This window comes from Pseudomonas sp. HLG18 (assembly GCF_051903985.1).
GTDB lineage: Bacteria > Pseudomonadota > Gammaproteobacteria > Pseudomonadales > Pseudomonadaceae > Aquipseudomonas > Aquipseudomonas fluorescens_BT.
This window is the reverse complement of record NZ_CP195831.1, coordinates 15,057-37,043: the sequence shown is the minus strand read 5'-3', so window position 1 is coordinate 37,043 and position 21,987 is coordinate 15,057. Positions and strand designations below refer to the sequence as shown.

General features: G+C 60.5%; 24 protein-coding genes. 8 read left to right on the top strand and 16 right to left on the bottom strand.

Annotated features, from left to right (window positions below; translation table 11 throughout):
• Positions 1-78: 78 nt before the first annotated feature.
• The 11 genes from ACSPX5_RS00170 to ffh form a co-directional block, all read right to left on the bottom strand.
• Positions 79-1,449 (bottom strand): transporter substrate-binding domain-containing protein, encoded by a 1,371-nt coding sequence (locus ACSPX5_RS00170; RefSeq protein ID WP_439822058.1) that lies wholly within the window; start codon positions 1,447-1,449, stop codon positions 79-81.
• Between the two features lie 119 nt (positions 1,450-1,568).
• Positions 1,569-2,978, bottom strand: a complete 1,410-nt coding sequence (thrC, locus tag ACSPX5_RS00165; protein WP_169429004.1) for a threonine synthase — start codon at positions 2,976-2,978, stop codon at positions 1,569-1,571.
• Between the two features lie 66 nt (positions 2,979-3,044).
• Complete coding sequence (locus ACSPX5_RS00160; protein ID WP_011332618.1) at positions 3,045-4,349, bottom strand: homoserine dehydrogenase; 1,305 nt, start codon at positions 4,347-4,349, stop codon at positions 3,045-3,047.
• Positions 4,350-4,480: 131 nt separating this feature from the next.
• A complete protein-coding gene (gene dsbC / locus ACSPX5_RS00155) occupies positions 4,481-5,212 on the bottom strand; it encodes a bifunctional protein-disulfide isomerase/oxidoreductase DsbC (RefSeq protein WP_169429003.1) in 732 nt (243 codons plus the stop codon).
• Between the two features lie 143 nt (positions 5,213-5,355).
• The gene (xerD, locus tag ACSPX5_RS00150; protein ID WP_169429002.1) at positions 5,356-6,252 is read right to left on the bottom strand and encodes a site-specific tyrosine recombinase XerD; all 897 of its coding nucleotides are present in this window, start codon (positions 6,250-6,252) and stop codon (positions 5,356-5,358) included.
• 61 nt (positions 6,253-6,313) lie between these two features.
• On the bottom strand, positions 6,314-6,727 hold the full coding sequence (locus tag ACSPX5_RS00145; RefSeq protein WP_169429001.1) for an acyl-CoA thioesterase: 414 nt from the start codon (positions 6,725-6,727) through the stop codon (positions 6,314-6,316).
• Between the two features lie 91 nt (positions 6,728-6,818).
• Positions 6,819-7,169: a 50S ribosomal protein L19 gene (rplS, locus tag ACSPX5_RS00140; RefSeq protein WP_009047143.1), complete on the bottom strand. Its 351-nt coding sequence runs from the start codon at positions 7,167-7,169 to the stop codon at positions 6,819-6,821.
• Between the two features lie 45 nt (positions 7,170-7,214).
• Positions 7,215-7,967, bottom strand: coding sequence for a tRNA (guanosine(37)-N1)-methyltransferase TrmD (gene trmD / locus ACSPX5_RS00135; RefSeq protein ID WP_085711645.1), 753 nt, complete (start codon positions 7,965-7,967; stop codon positions 7,215-7,217).
• A 2-nt stretch (positions 7,968-7,969) separates the two neighbouring features.
• Positions 7,970-8,506: a ribosome maturation factor RimM gene (gene rimM, locus ACSPX5_RS00130; protein ID WP_085711646.1), complete on the bottom strand. Its 537-nt coding sequence runs from the start codon at positions 8,504-8,506 to the stop codon at positions 7,970-7,972.
• Between the two features lie 5 nt (positions 8,507-8,511).
• Positions 8,512-8,763 carry a 30S ribosomal protein S16 gene (gene rpsP, locus ACSPX5_RS00125; RefSeq protein WP_003185073.1) on the bottom strand — a complete coding sequence of 84 codons (252 nt, stop codon included), beginning with the start codon at positions 8,761-8,763 and terminating at the stop codon, positions 8,512-8,514.
• Positions 8,764-9,011: 248 nt separating this feature from the next.
• On the bottom strand, positions 9,012-10,388 hold the full coding sequence (gene ffh / locus ACSPX5_RS00120; protein WP_169429000.1) for a signal recognition particle protein: 1,377 nt from the start codon (positions 10,386-10,388) through the stop codon (positions 9,012-9,014).
• A gap of 209 nt (positions 10,389-10,597) precedes the next feature.
• Here ffh and ACSPX5_RS00115 point away from each other — a divergent pair, with 209 nt between their 5' ends.
• From ACSPX5_RS00115 to ACSPX5_RS00105, 3 genes are all read left to right on the top strand, one after another.
• The gene (locus ACSPX5_RS00115; RefSeq protein WP_169428999.1) at positions 10,598-11,410 is read left to right on the top strand and encodes a cytochrome C assembly family protein; all 813 of its coding nucleotides are present in this window, start codon (positions 10,598-10,600) and stop codon (positions 11,408-11,410) included.
• A gap of 12 nt (positions 11,411-11,422) precedes the next feature.
• Positions 11,423-12,664: a transporter associated domain-containing protein gene (locus tag ACSPX5_RS00110; protein WP_439820743.1), complete on the top strand. Its 1,242-nt coding sequence runs from the start codon at positions 11,423-11,425 to the stop codon at positions 12,662-12,664.
• Positions 12,665-12,898: 234 nt separating this feature from the next.
• Positions 12,899-14,215 (top strand): MFS transporter, encoded by a 1,317-nt coding sequence (locus tag ACSPX5_RS00105; RefSeq protein WP_207866815.1) that lies wholly within the window; start codon positions 12,899-12,901, stop codon positions 14,213-14,215.
• Positions 14,216-14,262: 47 nt separating this feature from the next.
• Here ACSPX5_RS00105 and purT read toward each other — a convergent pair whose 3' ends face one another.
• The 5 genes from purT to ACSPX5_RS00080 all read right to left on the bottom strand — a co-directional run bounded on the left by purT (position 14,263) and on the right by ACSPX5_RS00080 (position 17,460).
• Entirely contained in the window at positions 14,263-15,444 is a 1,182-nt protein-coding gene (gene purT, locus ACSPX5_RS00100; protein ID WP_439820742.1) for a formate-dependent phosphoribosylglycinamide formyltransferase, read from the bottom strand.
• Positions 15,445-15,544: 100 nt separating this feature from the next.
• The gene (locus tag ACSPX5_RS00095) at positions 15,545-16,012 is read right to left on the bottom strand and encodes a preQ0 transporter (protein WP_169428996.1); all 468 of its coding nucleotides are present in this window, start codon (positions 16,010-16,012) and stop codon (positions 15,545-15,547) included.
• 64 nt (positions 16,013-16,076) lie between these two features.
• On the bottom strand, positions 16,077-16,292 hold the full coding sequence (locus ACSPX5_RS00090; protein WP_007954618.1) for a DUF1289 domain-containing protein: 216 nt from the start codon (positions 16,290-16,292) through the stop codon (positions 16,077-16,079).
• The gene (locus ACSPX5_RS00085; RefSeq protein ID WP_007954617.1) at positions 16,289-16,813 is read right to left on the bottom strand and encodes a gamma carbonic anhydrase family protein; all 525 of its coding nucleotides are present in this window, start codon (positions 16,811-16,813) and stop codon (positions 16,289-16,291) included. The genes ACSPX5_RS00090 and ACSPX5_RS00085 overlap by 4 nt, the downstream gene beginning before the upstream one ends.
• A 47-nt stretch (positions 16,814-16,860) precedes the next feature.
• Positions 16,861-17,460 (bottom strand): CoA pyrophosphatase, encoded by a 600-nt coding sequence (locus ACSPX5_RS00080; protein WP_207866817.1) that lies wholly within the window; start codon positions 17,458-17,460, stop codon positions 16,861-16,863.
• A gap of 147 nt (positions 17,461-17,607) precedes the next feature.
• Between ACSPX5_RS00080 and ACSPX5_RS00075 the strand changes: the two genes are divergently transcribed.
• The 5 genes from ACSPX5_RS00075 to ACSPX5_RS00055 all read left to right on the top strand — a co-directional run bounded on the left by ACSPX5_RS00075 (position 17,608) and on the right by ACSPX5_RS00055 (position 21,978).
• The gene (locus ACSPX5_RS00075) at positions 17,608-18,159 is read left to right on the top strand and encodes an NUDIX hydrolase (RefSeq protein ID WP_169428993.1); all 552 of its coding nucleotides are present in this window, start codon (positions 17,608-17,610) and stop codon (positions 18,157-18,159) included.
• Positions 18,160-18,260: 101 nt separating this feature from the next.
• A complete protein-coding gene (locus tag ACSPX5_RS00070; protein ID WP_169428992.1) occupies positions 18,261-18,776 on the top strand; it encodes a L,D-transpeptidase family protein in 516 nt (171 codons plus the stop codon).
• A 330-nt stretch (positions 18,777-19,106) separates the two neighbouring features.
• On the top strand, positions 19,107-19,838 hold the full coding sequence (locus ACSPX5_RS00065; RefSeq protein WP_007954613.1) for a GntR family transcriptional regulator: 732 nt from the start codon (positions 19,107-19,109) through the stop codon (positions 19,836-19,838).
• Positions 19,839-19,868: 30 nt separating this feature from the next.
• A complete protein-coding gene (gene nagA / locus ACSPX5_RS00060; RefSeq protein ID WP_439820741.1) occupies positions 19,869-20,975 on the top strand; it encodes an N-acetylglucosamine-6-phosphate deacetylase in 1,107 nt (368 codons plus the stop codon).
• Positions 20,968-21,978, top strand: coding sequence for an SIS domain-containing protein (locus ACSPX5_RS00055; RefSeq protein WP_169432597.1), 1,011 nt, complete (start codon positions 20,968-20,970; stop codon positions 21,976-21,978). The genes nagA and ACSPX5_RS00055 overlap by 8 nt, the downstream gene beginning before the upstream one ends.
• Positions 21,979-21,987: the final 9 nt, after the last annotated feature.

Genomic DNA, 21,987 nt, shown 5'->3' with positions numbered 1-21,987 from the left:
GTGGCCTGTCACTCTAGGGCAGTCGTCCTAAGCCTCCCATCAGAAAAGGAATCGCGGCTTATAGGACTTTTCCCATCTTCAATGCAGACATCGACACCCGCTCTCTTTCCGCCGCTGGGTGATGTCCGTCCAGCCTCCGAGCAGGCCACGCAACTTTCCATCGGCGCTGTAAAACGGCACCGTCCACTGATAGATCTGACGAGGCCCGCCCTTGAACAACAGCTGCCGCTTGCTGAAGCGCGTTTTACGGGTGCCCAGCTGCGCCATGAATTCGTCGTGCAGCATCAATGCCGTGGCCTGTGGAAGCGCATCGAACTCGAACAACATCCGGCCCTTCACCTGCTCCTGCCGGACCGACAGCGCATCTTCATAACTACGGTTGCACATGATCAACCGGCCCTGCAGATCACGAACGAACACGGGGTCAGGCATCGCATCGATCAATGCATGTTGAAAGGCCAGTTGATCACCCAGATCCTGCTCGACCGCGCGTCGCTGTTTTATTTCAGCCGCCAGCCGGCGGTTCCACAGCAAGGGCAATAGTCCGAACAAGCCGAGCCCGCCCATCGCCCAGCACCCCCACTTGATCAGGAGCGAGCCGATCGAAGGTGCCGGCGCAGGAGAAACGCCGTCCAGCCATTTCAGGCGCATGGCACGCAGCTCTGCCGCGGAGAAAGCGCCCAATGCCTTATTGAGGATGCTCACCAGCTCAGGCAGCCCTTTGCGTACCGCCAGATGATCGGCCTCCCACTTGCCCTCCACGAGCCCCCCGACCCTGAGCAGGCCGGAGGGAAACAGCTGAGCGCCGATCTCGTTCTCGATGGTGGCGTAGGCCTCGCCACTCTCGACCAGCGCCCGCGCCTCGGCATAGGTCTTGACCGAACGGATCTGGATCAAAGGGTAGTCGCGTCGAATGCTGTCCTCCAGCGCATGGCGGGCTGGCAACACCAGCACCCGCCTGGCAAGCGCTTCGAGCGACTGTATCGCCGGTTCGCCCGAATGACCGACGAACACCCAGCCGGCACCGCCGAACGCGTGACTGAAATCCAGAAACGCCTTGCGTTCTTCGTTCATTGCCAGCGTCGTACTGATGTCGGCCTCGCCACTCTGGAGCCGTTCCAGCATGTGATCGGTGGAAAACGACTCCTGATGGACGAACTGCAGTCCGGTCATGGCGCTGATGTGTTTGAGCACATCGTTGTTCAAACCGCTCCACTGGCCATGTTCGTCCTGAAACAGATACAACGGGTATTGCACCGACGCGACGGTCACCCGGGGGTTATCCCGAATCCACTGACGCTCACGCTCATCCAGCTCGATGAGCTGAACCGTCTCCACCGCATCGGCATGCTTCGCCAGATGGGCTGCTTCGGTCCATTGCGACAACCCGAAGCCCCCCAATAAAAACAACCAGCACAGGGCTGGTTTCAATCCTGAAAAAAACCGCATTGCCACATCCTTCGTCATCGACTCGCCCGTCCTTCGTGGGCGAAACGCGCGCAGTGTGGCATGCAAAAACAAGAAAGCCCGTCAGGAGACGGGCTTCAAAATGTGACAGCTTTGCGAGCTTAAAGAGGCTTGCCGCGGTTGCCATGCTGGCTGACAAAGGCCTGCACGGCTTTGAGCTCGTTCGGCAACACAGTGCAGCGCTCTTCTCTCTCAAACAAATCAGAAAGATGTGCAGGTAGTTCGAGAGCTTTTCCTACACCGGCTTTCTCCACTGCGTCCGGGAACTTGACCGGATGCGCCGTGCCCAGAATCACCATCGGGATGTCCAGGCTGCGGCGGCATTCGCGGGCGGCTTTCACGCCGATGGCGGTGTGTGGATCCAGCACCTCACCGGTCTGCTCGTAGACTTCGGCGATGGTTTCGCAGGTTTGCGCATCGTCGACGGCCAGCGAATCGAACAGCTTGCGTGCTTCGGTCCAGCGTTCCTGTTCGACGCTGAAACCGCCGCCCTGTTTGAACGAATCCATCAGACCGGCAATCGCCGCACCGTTGCGACCGTGCAGGTCGAACAGCAGGCGTTCGAAGTTGGACGAGACCATGATGTCCATCGATGGCGACAGCGTGGCGTGCAGGGTTTCCTTGACGTACTGGTTGCCGCTCATGAAGCGATGCAGGATGTCGTTGCGGTTGGTGGCGACAATCAGTTGATTGATCGGCAGGCCCATGTTGCGCGCCAGGTAGCCGGCGAAGATATCGCCGAAGTTGCCGGTCGGCACAGAGAACGACACCGAACGCGCCGGGCCACCCAATTGCAGGGCTGCGTGGAAGTAGTAAACGATCTGCGCCATGATCCGCGCCCAGTTGATCGAGTTCACTGCAACCAGACGGGTGCCCTTGAGGAAGCTCTGGTCGGCGAAGCTGGCCTTGACCATTTCCTGGCAGTCGTCGAAGTTGCCTTCAATGGCAATGTTGTGGATGTTCTCACCGACAATGGTGGTCATCTGCCGACGCTGCACTTCGGACACACGGTTGTGCGGGTGCAGGATGAAGATGTCGACGTTTTCGCAGTGCTTGCAGCCTTCGATGGCGGCCGAACCGGTATCACCGGAGGTGGCACCGACGATCACCACGCGCTCGCCGCGCTTTTCCAGCACGTAGTCGAGCAGACGGCCGAGCAGTTGCAGGGCAAAGTCCTTGAACGCCAGGGTCGGGCCGTGGAACAGCTCCAGCACCCATTCGTTGCCGTTCAGCTGACGCAGCGGCGCAACGGCGTTGTGCGAAAACACACCGTAGGTCTCTTCAAGAATCTTTTTGAAATCGGCGTCAGGAATGCTGCCGGTGACGAACGGGCGCATGACGCGAAAAGCCAGCTCGTGATACGGCAGGCCGGCCCAGGAAGCGATTTCTTCCTGGGTGAAACGTGGCAGGTTTTCCGGGACGTACAGACCGCCGTCGGTGGCGAGACCGGCCAGCAGGACGTCTTCGAAATTCAGGGCCGGTGCCTGGCCGCGGGTGCTGATGTAACGCATGACTGACTCCAATGGACAGTGTTCACGACACCGGCCCCGCTGGCGGGGCCGGTGAAGGAGATCGGCTTAGTTCAAGTGCTCGACGCGGATCCGCACAACCGGACCGACCACACCCGCCAGCGCTTCGAGGGCGGCGATCGCATCGTTGATGTGCTGTTCCAGCACGCGGTGGGTCAGCAGGATCATCGGCACCAGGCCGTCGTGTTCCTCGACTTCCTTCTGCATGATCGACTCGATGTTGATGCCGCGCTCCGAGAGGATGCTCGCCACCTGAGCGAGTACGCCCGGGTGGTCCTTGGCCTGAATGCGCAGGTAGTAGGCGCTTTCGCAGGCTTCGATCGGCAGAATCGGATGGGCCGACAGCGAGTCCGGCTGGAAGGCCAGGTGCGGCACGCGGTTTTCCGGATCGCTGGTCATGGCGCGAACCACGTCCACCAGATCGGCGATCACCGACGAAGCGGTCGGCTCCATGCCGGCGCCAGCGCCGTAGAACAGGGTCGAACCGGCAGCGTCACCGTTGACCATCACCGCGTTCATCACGCCGTTGACGTTGGCGATCAGACGATCGGCAGGGATCAGCGTCGGGTGTACGCGCAACTCGATGCCGGCCGCCGTGCTGCGTGCCACGCCCAGGTGCTTGATGCGGTAACCCAGCGCTTCGGCATAGTTCACGTCGGCGGTAGTCAGCTTGGTGATGCCTTCGGTGTAGGCCTTGTCGAACTGCAGCGGGACACCGAATGCGATGGACGCCAGGATTGTCAGCTTGTGCGCGGCGTCGATGCCTTCGACATCGAAGGTCGGATCGGCTTCGGCGTAGCCCAGCGCTTGCGCCTCGGCCAGCACGTCCTCGAAGGTGCGACCCTTCTCGCGCATTTCGGTGAGGATGAAGTTGCCGGTGCCGTTGATGATGCCGGCGACCCAGTTGATACGGTTGGCAGACAGGCCTTCACGGATCGCCTTGATCACCGGAATGCCGCCGGCTACCGCCGCTTCGAATGCCACGATCACGCCTTTCTCGCGGGCCTTGGCGAAAATTTCATTACCGTGAACGGCAATCAGAGCCTTGTTCGCGGTGACCACATGCTTGCCATTCTCGATGGCCTTGAGTACCAGCTCGCGGGCAACGGTGTAGCCGCCCATCAGCTCTATGACGATGTCGATCTCAGGGTTCGTGGCCACTTCGAAGACATCGTTGGTAATCGCAATACCGGTCGTCTGGAACTGAGGCTTTGGCGTGCGCATGGCAATTTGTGCCACTTCGATTCCACGCCCGGCACGACGAGCAATTTCCTCGGCGTTGCGCTGAAGTACGTTGAAGGTACCGCCACCGACGGTCCCTAACCCACAGATGCCTACTTTGACCGGTTTCACTGTGAACTCCCCATAAAACGGCCGACGCGAGGCCGGCCGTGAAAACAACCGCGCAATCGCGGCTCTCTATTGATGGCCCGGCCATGTTGCCGCCGGGCCACGCTCGTCACGCCTGCGCGTGACGATGCGAATTACTTCGCGCCCAGCGCCAGTTTGGCGACTTGTGGCGCAGGCTGGTAGCCCGGAATGACTTGTCCGTCAGCCAAAACGATGGCCGGCGTGCCGTTCACGCCAATCGACTGACCGAGGGCGAACTGCCTGGAAACCGGGTTATCGCACTTGGCGGCCTTGATTTCCTTGCCATCGACCATTTTGTCCATGGCGGCTTTCTTGTCTTTCGAGCACCACACGGCTTGCAGCTGTTCGTCACCCGGCGAGCCCAGCCCCTGACGCGGGAACGCCACGTAACGCACTTCGATGCCGCGCTTGTTCAGCTCCGGCACTTCGGCGTGCAACTTGTGGCAATACGGGCACGTGGTGTCGGTGAATACGGTGATGTGCGACTTGGTTTCACCCACGGCCGGATAGACGACGGTCTCGGCGACCGGAATCCCGTTGATCAGTTTGGAAATGCCCAGTCGTTCGGTTTTCTCGGTCAGGTTGACCGGTTTGCCGTCCTTGAGCTGGAACATGTTGCCCTGAACGATGTACTGGCCATCGGCGCTGGCGTAGAGCACACGGCTGCCCTTGAGCTTGACTTCGTAAAGGCCCGGCAGCGGGCTGGCGGTGATGGTGTCCACCGGAACGTCGAGCTGGAGGTTTTCCAGGCTCTGGCGGATGGCTTTGTCAGCCGCATCATCGGCGACGGCAAAGGTGCTGACCAACGCAATGGCTGCGGCGGCGAAAATCTGGGTCAGACGCATGAGAACTCCTGAAGGCGGACAAATGGAACGATCAGAACGCCCGTGCCGGAACACCGGGTCATAACCGTCCATCGTGCAAACCGGCAAAGCCTACCACATAAGGCTCGCGTGACCGAATGCGCCTGTCGCAAGACAGAATGCGCTCAGCCTCGCGGGTGATGTTTGGCATGCAGATCCTGCAATCGCGCCCGGGCGACGTGAGTGTAGATCTGTGTGGTCGACAGGTCGCTGTGACCCAGCAACATCTGCACCACCCGCAAGTCGGCGCCATGGTTGAGCAGGTGTGTGGCAAACGCGTGACGCAGAGTATGCGGCGACAGCGACTTGCCGATCCCGGCGACCTTGGCCTGATGCTTGATGCGGTGCCAGAAGGTCTGGCGAGTCATCTGTTCGCCGCGCTGGCTGGGAAACAACACATCGCTGGGGCGCCCGCCGAGCAGCTCGCCGCGACCATCGCGCAGGTAACGCTCAACCCAGACAATCGCTTCCTCGCCCATCGGCACCAGCCGTTCCTTGCTGCCCTTGCCCATTACCCGCAACACGCCCTGACGCAGGTTGACCTGTTCCAGGGTCAGGCTGATCAGCTCGGTCACGCGCAGGCCGCAGGCATAAAGGACTTCGAGCATGGCGCGGTCACGCTGGCCGATGGCTTCACTCAGGTCTGGAGCCTTGAGCAACGCTTCGACGTCGGCTTCCGAAAGGGATTTGGGCAATGGCCGACCGAGTTGCGGCATATCCACGCGCAAGGTCGGATCGACCGAAATCAGTTTTTCCCGCAACAGGTAGCGATAAAAGCCACGCACACCGGAGAGGAATCGCGCGGTGGAACGGGGTTTGTAGTTTTGTTCCAAACGCCAGGCCAGGTGATCGAGGATCAACTCACGACCGGCGTTGATCAGCTCGAGATTTTTCTCCTGCAGCCAGCCGTTGAACAATGCGAGATCACTACGATAGGCGTCGCGAGTATTGTCGGAAAGACCTTTTTCCAACCATAGGGCGTCGAGAAACTGGTCAATCAGCGGGTGGTCGATGGCGGACATAAAAGCTCAGGCAAGACAGGGAGGCGGACAGTCTTTCATAGCCCGCCCACTCACGAAACCGTCAGGCGGCAAAACCTGGCAACACCGGCACCGGGCGCTTGTCGTCATCAATCGCGACGAAGCTGAACTGCCCGTGAATCGCCTTTTCGCGACCATCGCAGCTCATGCTTTCAACGAAGACCTCCACCTCGACCTTGAGGCTGGTATTACCGACTTTAATCACTCGACCGACCAGTTCGACGATGGAACCAGCAGCAATCGCGTGATTGAAGTCGATGCGATCGGTCGACACCGTCACCAGCGGCAAACGGCAAAACCGTGTGGCAGTGATGAAGGACACTTCGTCCATCCAGGCCAGCGCAGTGCCGCCGAACAGGGTGTTGTGGTGGTTGGTCGTCGGCGGGAAAACAGCCTTGGTCACGCGGGTCACCGAGAGTTCGGTACGGCGTTCGATTTCTTGCTCGCGAGATGTCATGGGTACGGCCTGAAGCAATCGTGCAGTGGATAAATGGCGGACAACAAAAAAGCAGCCCGTAGGCTGCTTTTTTCTGCATCGGAAGCTGGACTTAAGCCAGTTTTTCCTTGATGCGAGCTGCTTTACCCGACAGGTCGCGCAGGTAGTACAGCTTGGCTTTACGTACGTCACCGCGACGTTTGACAGCCATGCTGTCGATCTGCGGGGAGTAGGTCTGGAAAGTACGTTCTACGCCAACACCGTTGGAGATTTTACGAACGGTGAACGCACTGTTCACGCCGCGGTTACGCTTGGCGATTACAACGCCTTCGAACGCTTGCAGACGGGAACGATCGCCTTCCTTCACTTTCACCTGAACGACAATGGTGTCGCCTGGGGCAAAGGCAGGGATTTCTTTGGTCATCTGCTCTGCTTCGAGTGCAAGGATGATTTTGTTGGTCATGCTGTGCTCCTAAGGTAAATCGTCTGATCTACCATCGATACGTTGTTAACTATCGTCCCGCTCGCGGATGTATTCCTCGAGCAGCTTCTTCTCTTCTCCAGAAAGCGAGCGGCTTTCCAGAAGATCGGCGCGTCGTTCATAGGTCCGACCAAGGGACTGCTGTAAACGCCAACGCCGGATGTGTGCGTGATTGCCACTTAGCAATACGTCGGGAACACGCTGATCCGCATACACCTCCGGTCGGGTGTAGTGCGGGCAATCCAGCAAACCATCCGTAAAGGAATCTTCCTCCGCGGAGTCCGCATGCCCTAAAGCTCCGGGCAGCAGTCGTGTAACCGCATCTATCAGGACCATCGCCGGCAGCTCGCCGCCAGACAGGACATAGTCCCCAATCGACCACTCTTCATCGACATGAGCATCAATAAATCGCTCGTCAATGCCTTCATAGCGACCGGCAATCAGGATCAATGCATCCGATTTCGCCAGTTCGCGTACCGCCGACTGAGTCAGTTGACGGCCTTGGGGGGACAGGTAAATCACCTTCGCCGCCTCCCCGGCTGCTGCCTTGGCCTGAACCAGAGCATCTTCCAGGGGCTTGATCTTCATCACCATGCCCGGACCACCGCCAAACGGGCGATCGTCCACAGTGTGATGCCGATCCGTCGTGTAATCCCGCGGATTCCAACAGGTCAGCTGCAAGAGCCCCTGTTTGACCGCTCGACTGGTGATGCCGTAGTCGCCGATGGCGGAAAACATCTCGGGAAACAAACTGATCACTTCTACGCGCAAGTTAGCCACGCTTAGAAGTCCGCGTCCCAATCCACCTTCATCTCGCCCGCTGCGAGGTCGACTGCCAACACGCATTGCTCCGTATAGGGCAACAGGCGTTCGCGATCATCCAGGCTGCCAGCGCAAGGCTTGACTACCATTACATCATTGGCGCCGGTTTCCAGAAGATGATCGATTTTCCCGAGCAGTTGCCCAAGCGTATCGATGACCTTCAGACCTTCCAGCTGGTACCAGTAGTACTCGCCTTCGGTCAATTCAGCGAACAGGCTGCGCGGCACGCAGATCTCGTAACCGGCCAGAAGACGAGCTTCTTCACGATCATCAAGACCCTTGAGCTTTGCGACCAGGAACTTGTCGCTCCCGCGTCCACTGACCAGCTCGACCTGTTTGACATTGCCTTCGCGCTTTAGCGTCCAGGTTTTGTACTGCAACAGGTTTTCAGTCGGATCAGTAAAGGAATAAACCTTCACTTCGCCGCGAACGCCGTGAACAGAATAAATTTTGCCAATAACGATCAAATCATCGGCAACAGCAGGCGTCGCGTTCATATTGCTCAGGCCGCAGCCTTAGCCGATTCCTTCAGCAACTGAGCAACACGCTCAGATGGCTGTGCACCAACGCTCAGCCAGTAGGCTACGCGCTCTTGGTTCACGGACAGACGAATTTCCTGACCACGGGCAACAGGGTTGAAGAAACCAACCTGTTCTTTGTGGGAACCGTCACGCGGGTTGCGGGAGTCGGTTACGGTCAGGTGGTAAAACGGGCGCTTTTTGGAGCCGCCAAGGGCAAGACGGATTGTTAGCATGTGAACATCGTTCCTGTAGTCGGTGCTGCAAATCTAAATGCACAGCGGGCATGGGTGCCCGAAAGGCCGCATATTCTAAGGAATATCCGGACTTTTGCAAATGACTTTTTCCGGCGCCTATGGCATGCCGTGCTGATTTGCGGTAGAGCCGTCAATGAAAACGGCCTGTCAGCTCCCGCCGAATGCGGGTTTGCTGTGAATCCCGCCTCCATGCGGGACTGCGCCGGTACGACGACCGGCGAGTTCTTTTACAGTTTCGGCATGCCGCCGCCGGGCAACATTCCGCCCATGCCGCGCATCATTTTCGCCATTCCGCCCTTGGCGGAGAACTTCTTCATCATTTTCTGCATCTGCTTGTGCTGCTTGATCAAGCGACCGATGTCCTGCACCTGGGTGCCGGAACCCATGGCAATCCGACGCTTGCGCGAACCGCTGATCAGCTCAGGGTCGCGGCGCTCGGCCGGGGTCATGGAGTTGATGATGGCTTCCATCTGCTTGAACTGCTTTTCTGCCGCGCTCTGGGCGTTGCCCATCTGCGACAGGTTGACGCCGCCGATGCTCGGCAGCTTGTCCATGAGCCCGCCGAGGCCGCCCATGTTCTTCATCTGTTGCAGCTGATCGCGGAAATCTTCGAGGTCGAAGCCCTTGCCCTTCTTCAGCTTCTTGGCCAGTTTGTCGGCCTTATCCTTGTCGAGGGTCGCTTCAGCCTGCTCGATCAGGCTGAGCACGTCGCCCATGCCGAGGATCCGCGAGGCGATCCGCTCAGGATGGAACGGATCGAGCGCTTCGCTCTTCTCGCCCATACCAATGAACTTGATCGGCTTGCCGGTGATCGCGCGAACGGACAGCGCAGCACCGCCACGGGCATCACCGTCGACCTTGGTCAGGATCACGCCGGTCAGCGGCAGTGCATCGCCGAAGGCCTTGGCCGTGTTGGCGGCGTCCTGACCGGTCATGGCATCGACCACGAACAGGGTTTCGACCGGGTTGATCGCGGCGTGCAGCGCCTTGATCTCGCCCATCATCTCTTCGTCGATGTGCAGACGACCGGCGGTATCGACGATGACCACGTCGATGAATTTCAGTTTTGCTTCTTTAATAGCCGCATTGGCGATGTCGACCGGCTTCTGGCTCAGGTCGGACGGGAAAAACGTCACGCCAATGTCGTTGGCCAGGGTTTCCAGCTGTTTGATAGCGGCAGGACGATAGATGTCCGCCGACACGACCATGACCGACTTCTTCTTGCGCTCTTTAAGGAAGCGCGCCAGTTTGCCGGCGGTGGTGGTTTTACCCGCGCCCTGCAGACCGGCCATCAGGATGACGGCGGGCGGCACGGCACTCAGGTTCAAGTCTTCGTTGGCCGCGCCCATCAGGCTTTCGAGTTCGGCCTGGACGATCTTCACGAACGCCTGGCCCGGCGTCAGGCTGCGCGACACCTCGGTGCCGACAGCGCGTTCCTTGACCGAGCTGACGAAGTCCTTGACCACCGGCAGGGCGACATCGGCCTCAAGCAACGCCATGCGCACTTCGCGCAAGGTGTCTTTAATGTTGTCTTCGGTCAGTTTCGCCTTGCCGGTGACATGGCGCAGCGTCTGCGAGAGACGGTCGGTTAAGTTTTCAAACATTGCGCGATCCTTTCAGGCCCTGTGTAGACCGGGATAATGGCGGCCCGGACCGGAATCAACATGTACTCGGCGAGCCTGCGGCGTGGGCAGGTCGCGGATTATAGCGAAGACTGCGTCTGGCGGACACCTCGCTGTCAGCTTGCCGGTCTTTCGTGCGACGACTGTTCTATGCCAAACTCAGCCCCTTTCGGGCTTGCCTAACAGGATTTATGCTCCCCTTGTCACCGAGTTTGCTGACCACCCTCGCCGCCGCCCTTCTCTATGCCGCTGCGACCCTCTATCAGGGCACCCGCCTGGCCACCGGCGCCAAGGCCAACAAGCGCCTGCTGGTCTCGCTTGGCGTCCTCGCCGTGCTGGCCCACAGCGCCAGCCTGCTCACTCATCTGTTGACGCCGATCGGTCTGGGCCTGGACTTCTTCAGTGCTTCGAGCCTGATTGCCGCGGCAGTCATCGCCCTGACCCTGCTGGCCTGCTCGCGGATCCCGGTGGAAAACCTGCTGGTCCTGCTGTTCCCGCTGGGGGCGGTCACGGTGTTGCTGGCGCAGTTCGCGCCGACCGGTACCGTGCAGATCATCGACGAAGAGCCGGGCATCCTCGCGCATATCCTGCTGTCGATTCTTGCCTACGGCATGTTCACCATCGCCGTGTTCCAGGCCTTGCTGCTGCTGGTGCAGGATCACCAGCTCAAGAACAAGCACCCGTCCGGGCTGATCAAGAACTTTCCGCCGCTGCAGACCATGGAAAGCCTGTTGTTCGGTTTCCTGTGGGCCGGCTGGACACTGCTGTCGCTGTCGCTGATTTCCGGCTGGCTGTTCGTCGAGAACCTGTTTGCCCAGCATCTTGTGCACAAAACTTTGCTGGCCTGCCTGGCCTGGGTCGTGTTCAGCGTGCTGTTGTGGGGCCGCAATCGCCTCGGCTGGCGTGGCCACAAGGCGATCCGCTGGACCCTCGCCGGTTTCTGCCTGCTGATGTTGGCGTATTTCGGCAGCAAACTGGTCCGTGAATACATTCTGCACATCTGACGGGCGGCATAAATGGACGGTTTGCCCATAGGGCCGATGCTCGCGGTATTTGTCCTGCTGATTCTCTGGTCGGGGTTGTTTACCGCCGTGGAAGTTGCGCAACAGCATCTGCTGGCACAACGTACTGCTTCGCGTGCGAGCGACAAACCGCTGGCGAAGCTCGGTTTTCCCCTCGACAGCCTGATCCTGTGCAACACCCTGTGTCGCGCCCTCGCCGTGGTACTTGCCACGCTGCTGGCGATTTTCCTTTGTGAAGAGAACGGCCCCTGGGCAGCCACTCTGGGCGCCGGCGCCGTATTGCTGGTGTTTGCCGACTACTTCCCGCGCACTCTCGCACAACGCTATCCGGATGCCGTGCTGTCATTCGGCAACACGTTGCTGGCAGTACCGCTGAAAGTGATCTATCCGCTTGCATGGCTGTTCAGCGGCATCAGCGGCTTGCTGATGCGCCCACTGGTGCGCAAGCCTCAGGTCGTGCAGCAGAGCGAAGACGACGTCCCGCCTGAGCGCCATGACGACCCGGAACATCCGTCTCGACCGCACCCGGTTTCCGGCATCCACGCGCTGGACAACATCACGGTCAACGATATCCTGGTGCCCCGCAGTGACGTCGACGGCATCAATCTCGATGACCCCATCGAAGAAATCATCGAGCAGTTGCGCCACAACAAGCGCACCCGCCTACCGGTCTTCCACAGTGACATCAACCAGGTCGAGGCGATCCTCAACACTCGGCAATTCCGTCATTTGCTGGACGATCACAGCCTGACCCGGGAAGCGCTGCTGGCCGCCAGCTACGAGCCGTATTTCGTACCGGAAAGCACTCCGCTGCAACTGCAACTGCTGAATTTCCACAAGCAACAGCGGCGTCTGGGCATGGTGGTGGACGAGTACGGCGAAGTGCTGGGGATTGTCACGCTGGAAGACATTCTCGAAGAGATCGTCGGTGAATTCGAAAGCGAGCACAGCCTCGACAATCCGCACATCCACCCGCAGGCCGATGGACGCATGGTGATCGACGGCGCCGCCTCGATCCGCGAGCTGAACAAATGCCTGGGCTGGCACCTGCCCAGCGATGGCCCCAGGACCCTCAATGGCCTGGTGACCGAAGCGCTGGAAACCATTCCGGAAAGCGCGGTCTGCCTGAAGATCGGGCGTTATCGCCTGGAGATTCTGGAAACGGAGGAGAACCGCGTGAGCAAAGTGCTCATCTGGCACACCAGCTCGGCACCGGCGCTCGCACCTGCCCGCTAGTTCTCCGCTTGTTCAATCGTTAGCCACCTTCCTATAATCAGGGCGCTTACCCAAGCCCCGCCGCCCACGTGCTTACCCCGCACCTGACAGGCTCCGGCCGGTTCATTGCCGTTTTACGCATCACGCCGACGACTGTTCCTACCTGAAACAGCGCTCGCGCCCTATCCCACATCCCCGGGTAGTCGACCATAATAATTCGCTCCAATGGAGCTCATGACTGTCAGGGATCACCGCATGACGACCAGTACCGCTTACCGCGACACCGCGCCGGCCCAACCGGCCAACTCTGCCACCCGGGTGGCCACCGCGAGCTTCATCGGCACGGCTATCGAGTTTTATGACTTCTACGTCTACGCCACTGCCGCAGCACTGGTGATCGGGCCCGTGTTCTTTCCGCAGACATCCGGCACCGCACAGATGCTCTCGGCATTCCTCACCTTCGGCATCGCCTTTCTCGCCCGTCCACTGGGTTCCGCGCTGTTCGGCCACTTCGGCGACCGCATCGGGCGCAAGTCGACTCTCGTGGCCTCGCTGTTGCTGATGGGCGTCTGCACCACGCTGATCGGCGTACTGCCGGGTTACGACAGCATTGGGGCGTGGGCGCCGATCCTGCTGTGTGTGCTGCGCTTCGGTCAGGGTCTCGGATTGGGCGGTGAATGGGGCGGCGCGGCGCTGCTGGCCACCGAAAACGCGCCGAAAGGCAAACGGGCATGGTTCGGCATGTTCCCGCAGCTCGGTCCTTCGATCGGCTTTCTGGCGGCCAACGGCCTGTTCCTGACCCTCGCCATGACCCTTGATGACGAACAGTTTCGCAGTTGGGGCTGGCGGATTCCGTTCTTGCTCAGTGCGGTGCTGGTGATGGTCGGGCTGTACGTGCGCCTCAAGCTTCACGAAACCCCGGTGTTCGCCAACGCCATCGCCCGTCAGGAGCGGGTGAAAGTACCGCTGGTCGAGCTGTTCAGCCAGTACTGGGCACCGACGCTCTTGGGCGCAGCCGCCATGGTGGTTTGCTACGCACTGTTCTATATCTCGACCGTGTTTTCCCTGAGCTACGGCGTGTCGACGCTGGGCTACAGCCGCGAGACATTCCTCGGACTGCTGTGTTTCGCGGTGTTGTTCATGGCGGCCGCCACGCCATTGTCGGCCTGGGCCAGTGATCGTTACGGGCGCAAACCCGTATTGATCGTCGGCGGTGTACTGGCGATTCTTTCCGGTTTTCTGATGGAGCCGTTGCTGACGCAGGGGTCGACCTGGGGCGTGGCGCTGTTCCTGTGCATCGAGCTGTTCCTGATGGGGGTGACGTTCGCCCCGATGGGCGCGCTCCTGCCGGAACTGTTTCCGACGCACGTCCGTTATACCGGTGCATCGGCGGCCTACAACCTCGGCGGGATTGTCGGGGCCTCGGCGGCGCCGTTTTTCGCGCAGAAGCTGGTGGCGATGGGTGGTTTGAGTTACGTCGGCGGGTATGTGTCTGCGGCCGCGGTGCTCAGCTTGATCGCTGTGCTGTGCCTGAAGGAAACGCGCAATAACGATTTGAATCAGGTGTCGTAAAGACTCTGATCGCTCCCGCCCGACGCGGGAGCGATCAGCTTGCGAGGTTACAGCTCTACAACGACCGCCTGAGAAGCACGGGTCGCCTTGGCGCGAGCCGCTTCAATCGACTCGTCACGCGCCAGGGCCACGCCCATGCGACGCTGGCCGTTGACCTCAGGTTTGCCGAACAGGCGCAACGCGGTATCCGTTTCGCTCAGTGCTGCGCCGAGGTTGGCGAATGCCGTCTGGGTCGACTGACCTTCTACCAGAATCACCGCCGAAGCCGATGGGCCGAACTGACGGATCAGCGGCACTGGCAAGCCAAGGATTGCCCGGGCGTGCAGGGCGAACTGTGACAGGTCCTGGGAAATCAGGGTCACCAGACCGGTGTCATGCGGACGCGGCGACACTTCGCTGAACCATACCTGGTCGCCCTTGATGAACAGTTCGACGCCGAACAGACCACGGCCGCCCAACGCCTCGGTCACCGCTTTGGCAACGCGCTCGGACTCAGCCAGAGCAATCGGGCTCATGGCCTGTGGCTGCCAGGATTCCTGGTAGTCGCCCTTCTCCTGCCGGTGACCGACCGGAGCACAGAACGTGGTACCGCCGATATGTCGAACGGTCAGCAGAGTGATTTCGTAGTCGAAATCGATGAAGCCCTCGATGATTACCCGGCCTTTACCGGCGCGACCGCCCTCTTGCGCGTAATCCCAGGCTTTCTGCACGTCATCGACGCTGCGCAGCAGGCTCTGGCCCTTGCCAGACGAACTCATCACCGGTTTGACGACGCACGGGAAGCCCAGGTCCTGAACGGCCTTGCTGTAGTCCTCGAAGGTGTCGGCGAAGTGGTACGGCGAAGTCGGCAGATCCAGCTCTTCGGCGGCCAGGCGACGGATGCCTTCGCGGTTCATGGTCAGTTGAGCGGCGCGAGCGGTCGGGATCACGGTGAAGCCTTCGGCTTCCAGCTCGACCAGGGTAGCAGTGGCGATGGCTTCGATTTCCGGCACGATGAAATGCGGTTTCTCGGCTTCGATCACTGCACGCAGGGCGGCGCCGTCGAGCATGTTGATCACGTGGCTGCGATGAGCAACCTGCATGGCCGGCGCATTGGCGTAACGGTCAACGGCGATCACTTCAACGCCCAGGCGTTGCAGCTCGATCACCACTTCCTTGCCCAACTCACCACAGCCACACAGCAATACGCGGGTCGCGGTCGGCGACAATGGAGTTCCGATACGGGTCATCTCAGGTCCTCAAAGAAGCGGATCATCGAGGAAAGCAACGCCAGACGCGCTTTCCATGGGGAGAAAACGCGGCATTTTACATGAACCTGAGGGTTTGGCTTCAGCCGGCGACAGCCTGTTTGCGCTCGCGCCAGGTCATGATCAGCCAGACAGCGGTGACACCGGCAAACTTCGAGGCCAGGGCAGTGATGAGCACTGGCGGCGTCAGCAGGTCGATCATGCCGAAGAAAATGAAGGTGTCGAGGGGAATGCTCAGCGCCGAGCTGATCCACAACCGGTCGCGCAGCGGGCGCTTGGTGATGGTGAACACCAGCCAGTCAATGCACTCGGAGACCGCGAACGCCGTGGCACTGGCCAACGCAATCGACGGATCGGACGTGACATAGGACAGCACCAGCGCCGCCAGCATCGCCACAATCGCGCCGTGGCCGAAACGGATCTGCACCATGTCGCGCAGCACGAACACCAACCCGCCCCAGGCCGACCAGATGATGTCCAGGTGGGGCGCGGTGGAGAAGGCGAAGTTGATCAGCACGACGCTGCTGATGTAGGCGATGAGGAAGAGCATGGGCGTGACCTGTCAATTTGGCGCACAGGTTACTTCAGCCCTTCGATGACGCCAATCAAATCGGTTATTGCCCTGGCGTTTTGCCGATCATCCAGACCAGCCCGCTGGCCTTCGCCCGCTCATGACAGAGCCCGAGCACCACGCGCCGCTCGTCGTTGGTCATGCGGCTCCAGCGAGTAATTTCCTCGACCGTGCGCTGGCAACCGGTGCAAATGTCATCCTCGTCCAGCGCACAAATGCTCACGCACGGCGAAGCGACGGGTCTTTCGGGGGTCGTCATTCTTCCTGCTCAACCAGATCGCGCGCATAGCGCTGGGAGTTATGCACATAGTGCGCGGCGCTGGCTTCGAGCATCTTCTTCTGCGGCTCGGTCAGTTCGCGCACCACCTTGCCCGGAGAGCCCATCACCAGCGAACCATCGGGAATTTCCTTGCCTTCGCCGATCAGCGAGTTGGCACCGATGATGCAGTTTTTGCCGATCTTCGCGCCATTGAGGATGACGGCGTTGATGCCGATCAGACTGTAGTCGCCGACCGTGCAGCCGTGGAGCATGGCGTTGTGGCCGATGGTCACGCCAGTGCCGATGGTCAGCGGATAGCCCATGTCGGTGTGCATCACCGTGCCGTCCTGGACGTTGCTGTTCTTGCCGATCAGGATCAATTCGTTGTCGCCGCGCAGCACGGCGTTGAACCAGACGTTGGCGCCCTCCTCCAGCTTGACCTTGCCCACCAGTACGGCATTGGGGGCGACCCAGCTCTGCGGATGGGTTTCGACGCGGGCGTCGCCCAGGCGGTATTTCATCTTGTTTTCCTCAGGGCTCACGATGGCTGGCCATTCGAGCGATGGCTTCAGGTATTGATAAAGCTTTTGGGCGGCTGGTGCAGGCTGATTCTGGCGTCATAGAGCAGGTTGATCAACTCGACGATCATGATCGCCGTCAGCCCCCAGATCTTGTATTCGCCGTAACGATAGCTCGGCACGTACCAACTGCGACCCTGATAGTCGATGCGGTGGGTGTGTTCGCGCGGATCCTTGCGGAAGAATTCCAGCGGCACGCTGAACACCGCTGCGATCTCGGCATCGTTGGCCAGGTATTCGACGAAATCGGGAATCACCCCGACATACGGCGTGACCTTGATGCCATGCAGGGAGATCAGCGGACTGAGCGGGCCAATCACTTCGACCAGGCCGGGCGGCAGGCCGATTTCCTCTTCGGCTTCACGCAGGGCGGTGAAGATCAGATCGGGGTCTTCCGGGTCTCGTCTGCCACCGGGAAAGGCGACTTCGCCACCGTGGGTCGAGAGCCCGCTGGCGCGCAAGGTCAGGACAAGCTCCGGTTCGTCACTGCGAGTAATCGGCACCAGGACGGCGGCCTCGGGGAAACGCGTGTCGGTCTCCAGCGTGCGCGGCGTGTGATTGCTTACCCGGTGCAGTAGCTCGTCCAGCATAAGTGTTCTCGATCTGTGCCTTACCCTGCATCATGCACCAATCATTGCGACCGCCCAAGCCCCGGACAGGCGTCATGTCGCGAAACGACAACTTGCCGACAGCCACCGCTGCACGCCAAGATAGGCGCAGCATTCAGGAACCCCAGCATGAAATTTTGCAGCCAGTGCGGCAACCCGGTGACCCAGCGCATTCCCGAAGGCGATTCGCGGCTGCGATTTGTCTGCGACAGCTGTCAGACCATTCACTACCAGAACCCCAATATCGTGGCCGGGTGTGTGGCGACCTGGGGCAGCAAGGTTCTGCTCTGCCGCCGCGCCATCGAACCGCGCCTCGGCTACTGGACCCTGCCCGCCGGCTTCATGGAGAACGGCGAGACCATCGAGCAGGCCGCCATCCGGGAAACCGCCGAGGAAGCCTGCGCCCGGGTGCGCAACCTGAGCATCTACACCCTGATCGATGTGCCACATATCAGTCAGGTGCATGTGTTCTTCCGCGCCGAGCTTGCAGACCTGGATTTTGCCGCCGGCCCCGAGAGCCTCGAAGTACAACTGTTCGACGAAGCGCAGATTCCATGGAACGAGCTGGCTTTCCGCACGGTGGGGCGTACCTTAGAATGCTTCTTCGCTGACCGCCGTGCCGAGGTCTACCCGGTTCGCTCCGAGTCGACTCCGCCGCTCGCCAAGCCAGTCATCACTTGATCTCGCCGGCGCCCGGCCGATACACAAAGCGCGGGGCTGCAACAGCGTCTGCATGACATCTATAAATAAAGTATCGGCTTCATTCCTGGGGAATCGTTTCAATGCGCTGGTTGCTTGCCCTGTTCTGCCTGTCGTTCGTTTCGGTATCGCAAGCGTCTTTCGTGACCACCGTGACGCCCTCCAATACACCATTGATCGAAAAAGTACTGGTGCTCAAATCGGCTCATCAACTGCAGTTGATCGCCGACGGCAAGCCAATCAAGACCTATCGCATTTCTCTGGGCAAGGGCGCAAAGAAAGGTCCGAAACTGATTGAAGGCGACAAACGCACACCTGAAGGCTTCTATTGGATCGACTGGCGCAAGACCAGCGACAAATTCAATCTGTCGATGCACATTTCCTACCCGAACATTTCCGACTCCGCCCGCGCCCGCCGGGAAGGCGTCGAACCTGGCGGGATGATCATGATCCACGGCACGCCGGATTCGGAAGAAACGCCTGAAGACCTGTTCCACACACTGGACTGGACTGATGGCTGTGTCGCCATGCGCAATGTCGACATGCGCGAAGTGTGGAACCTGGTGCCGGACGGCACGATGGTCGAAATCCGCCCGTGATTCTGTAACCTGGTCACCTGCTCTCTCGTAGCCGCGACGCGGCCCTTTCCCCTGACCACTGGTCGCCCGCAAAAAATAAATGAAAAAGATCGCAGCCTGCGACAACGTCTGAACGGTGATACCACTTTCACCGGCCAGAACTGCCGCAGACTGCGATCTTTTGCTTTCCAGAGCCCATCTCTAATACCACTTGAAACCACCCGCCCTCAAACACCCGATTCCAAAGGACTACAGGACTTTCCGCTGCGTTGACATGGTATGCAAGTGGTATTAGTTTTCGCCCGACAACCGAGCGACAACAATCCTATATCAGCGCCGGAAATGCCTTACATGAACGACCTCCACGCCCTACGTCCCGACGACTCCCAGCCGACGCCGCTGTACCTGCAACTGGCGCGCAATCTGGAAGCGGCGATCCACGCCGGCCAGTGGAAAGCCGAACAGGCGATGCCGTCGGAGCGCAATCTCAGCGAAATGCTGGGGATTTCCCGAGTCACCGCGCGCAAGGCACTGGAAGTTCTGCTCGATCAAGGTTTGATCCGCCGCCTGCAAGGTTCCGGCACCTTCATCACCCCACGCCTTGAACAACCGCTGTCGCGCCTGTCGGGTTTCAGCGAAATGCTCCGTCTCAAGGGCTTCGTGCCCAGCTCGCAATGGCTTGAGCGGGAAATCACCCTGCCAACCCACGAAGAACTGATTCGCCTCGGCCTGTCGCCGAACGACAAGGTTGCGCGCATGAAACGCCTGCGCAAAGCCGACGACACGGTGATGGCCATCGAGATGAGCACCCTGCCCGCCTCGATCATGCCCAAGCCACAGGTGGTGGGCGATTCCCTCTACGAACACCTCGACAGCATCGGCAAACCGATCGTGCGCGCCTTGCAGCACATTCAAGCCATCAACGCCTCGGACGAGTTTGCCGCGCTGGTCGGCATCGCCCCCGGCACCGCGATGCTGCTGATGACCCGTGTCGGCTACCTGGAAGACAACACGCCGATCGAAGTCACCGACACCTATTGCCGCAACGACTACTACGACTTTGTTGCAGAGCTTCGCCGCTGATCAGCAGCCAGGCCAAACGAGAGAAGCGAAATGTCCGAAGACAACATCCTCACCGCTGACGGCTGGGTTCGCGGCCGGCTGATCCACGAACACGGCAGAGTCGTGTCCATCGAAGGCGTGCCGTGCGATCCGGCGGATAACGACCTGCCTTACCTGCTGCCGGGTTTCATCGACCTGCACGTTCACGGCGGTGGCGGCAAAGACATCATGGAAGGCGCCAGCGCCTTCGAGACCATCACCAAGACCCACGTGCGCTTCGGCACCACTTCGCTGCTGGCCACCACCATGACCGCGCCGAGTGCCGAGATTGCCAGCGTGCTCAAGGATGTCGGCGAGTTCTGCGAGCAGCGTCCGAAAGGCGCCGCCCGAGTTCTCGGGGTTCACCTCGAAGGCCCGTACATCAATCCCGGCAAACTCGGCGCCCAGCCGAACTTCGCCCACACCGCGCTGATGGCCGAAGTCGAAGACTATCTGGCACTGGCGCCGATCCGGGTGATCACCATTGCCCCGGAAATCGCCGGCCACGATGGCTTGATTCGTGAACTGAGCGGCCGTGGCATCCGCATGCAGATCGGCCACACCCTCGGCAGTTACGAGGAAGGCGTCGCCGCCCTCGAAGCCGGCGCCACCAGTTTCACCCATTTGTACAACGCCATGAGCCCGCTGCATCACCGCGAGCCGGGCATCGTCGGCGCGGCGCTGGCCCACGCCAAATTCGCCGAGCTGATCCCGGATCTGCTGCATGTGCACCCCGGCGCGATCCGCGTGGCCCTGCGCTCGATTCCGTGCCTGTACTGCGTCACCGACTCGACCGCCGCCGCCGGCATGCCCGATGGCGAGTACAAGCTCGGCAGCCATACCGTCACCAAATGCCTGGGTGGTGTGCGCCTGCCGGACGGCACGCTGGCCGGCAGCACCCTGACCATGGATCAGGCTTTGCGCAATCTGGTGAAGATCGGCCTGCCGATCGCCGAGGCCTCGCAACGTCTTTCGCAATTCCCCGCCGACTACCTCGGCATCACCGAACGCGGGCGCCTGCAACCCGGCGCCTGGGCCGACTGCGTGCGGCTGGATCGCTCACTCACACTGACCGCCGTCATGGTCGAAGGAGAAGACATTGACTTCAAAAATGCTTGAGGAGGCGCTGTCCTCGTTCGAGGCCGTGCAAGCCCAACTGCAACAGCTCGATGGCTCGATGATCGAGATCGCCGGGCGCCTGCGCCGTCAGCCGCCACAAGTGGCGATGACCGTTGCCCGTGGCAGCTCCGATCATGCGGCGAGCTACTTCGCCTACCTGACCATGCAGCAACTGGGCATTCCGGTGGCGTCGCTGCCGATGTCGGTGGTGACCATGCAACAGGCGCCGCTGAAGGTCAGCGGTCAGGTTGCGTTCGCGTTTTCCCAGTCGGGCCAGAGCCCGGACCTGGTCAACAGTCTGCGCCTGCTGCGCAAACGCGGCGCTCTCAGCGTATCGATGGTCAACGCCGCCGATTCGCCGCTGGAAGCCGCGTGTGAATTCAGCCTGCCATTGCTGGCCGGTACCGAAAGCAGCGTCGCCGCGACCAAGAGTTTCATCGCCACCCTCAGCGCCAGCGCCCGTCTCATCGCCCACTGGAAAGAAGACAGCGAATTGCTGGAAGCGCATAACGCCCTGCCTGAAGGCTTGCGTGATGCTGCGAAACAGGACTGGAGCCCGGCCATCGACGCCCTGCGCAATTGCGAGCGGTTGATGGTGATCGGCCGTGGCGCCGGTTTTGCCATCGCCCAGGAAGCCGCGCTGAAATTCAAGGAAACCTCGGCGATCCAGGCCGAAGCGTTCAGCAGCGCCGAAGTCCGTCACGGCCCCATGGCGCTGATCGACGAAAACTACCCTTTGCTGGTGTTCGCCCCGCGCGGCGCCGAGCAGGCCGGTCTGCTGAGCCTAGCGGCGGAAATGCGTCAGCGTGGTGCCCGTGTATTGCTGGCGGCGCCGGACGATGTGCTCGAACGCGACCTGACCCTGAGCCGTGCCGAACACCCGGCTCTCGACCCGATCCTGGCGATCCAGAGTTTCTACGTGATGGCCGCCAACCTGGCCGTGGCCCGTGGCATGGACCCGGATCAGCCGCGCCACCTGAGCAAAGTCACCCGTACGCACTGAGTGCGAACC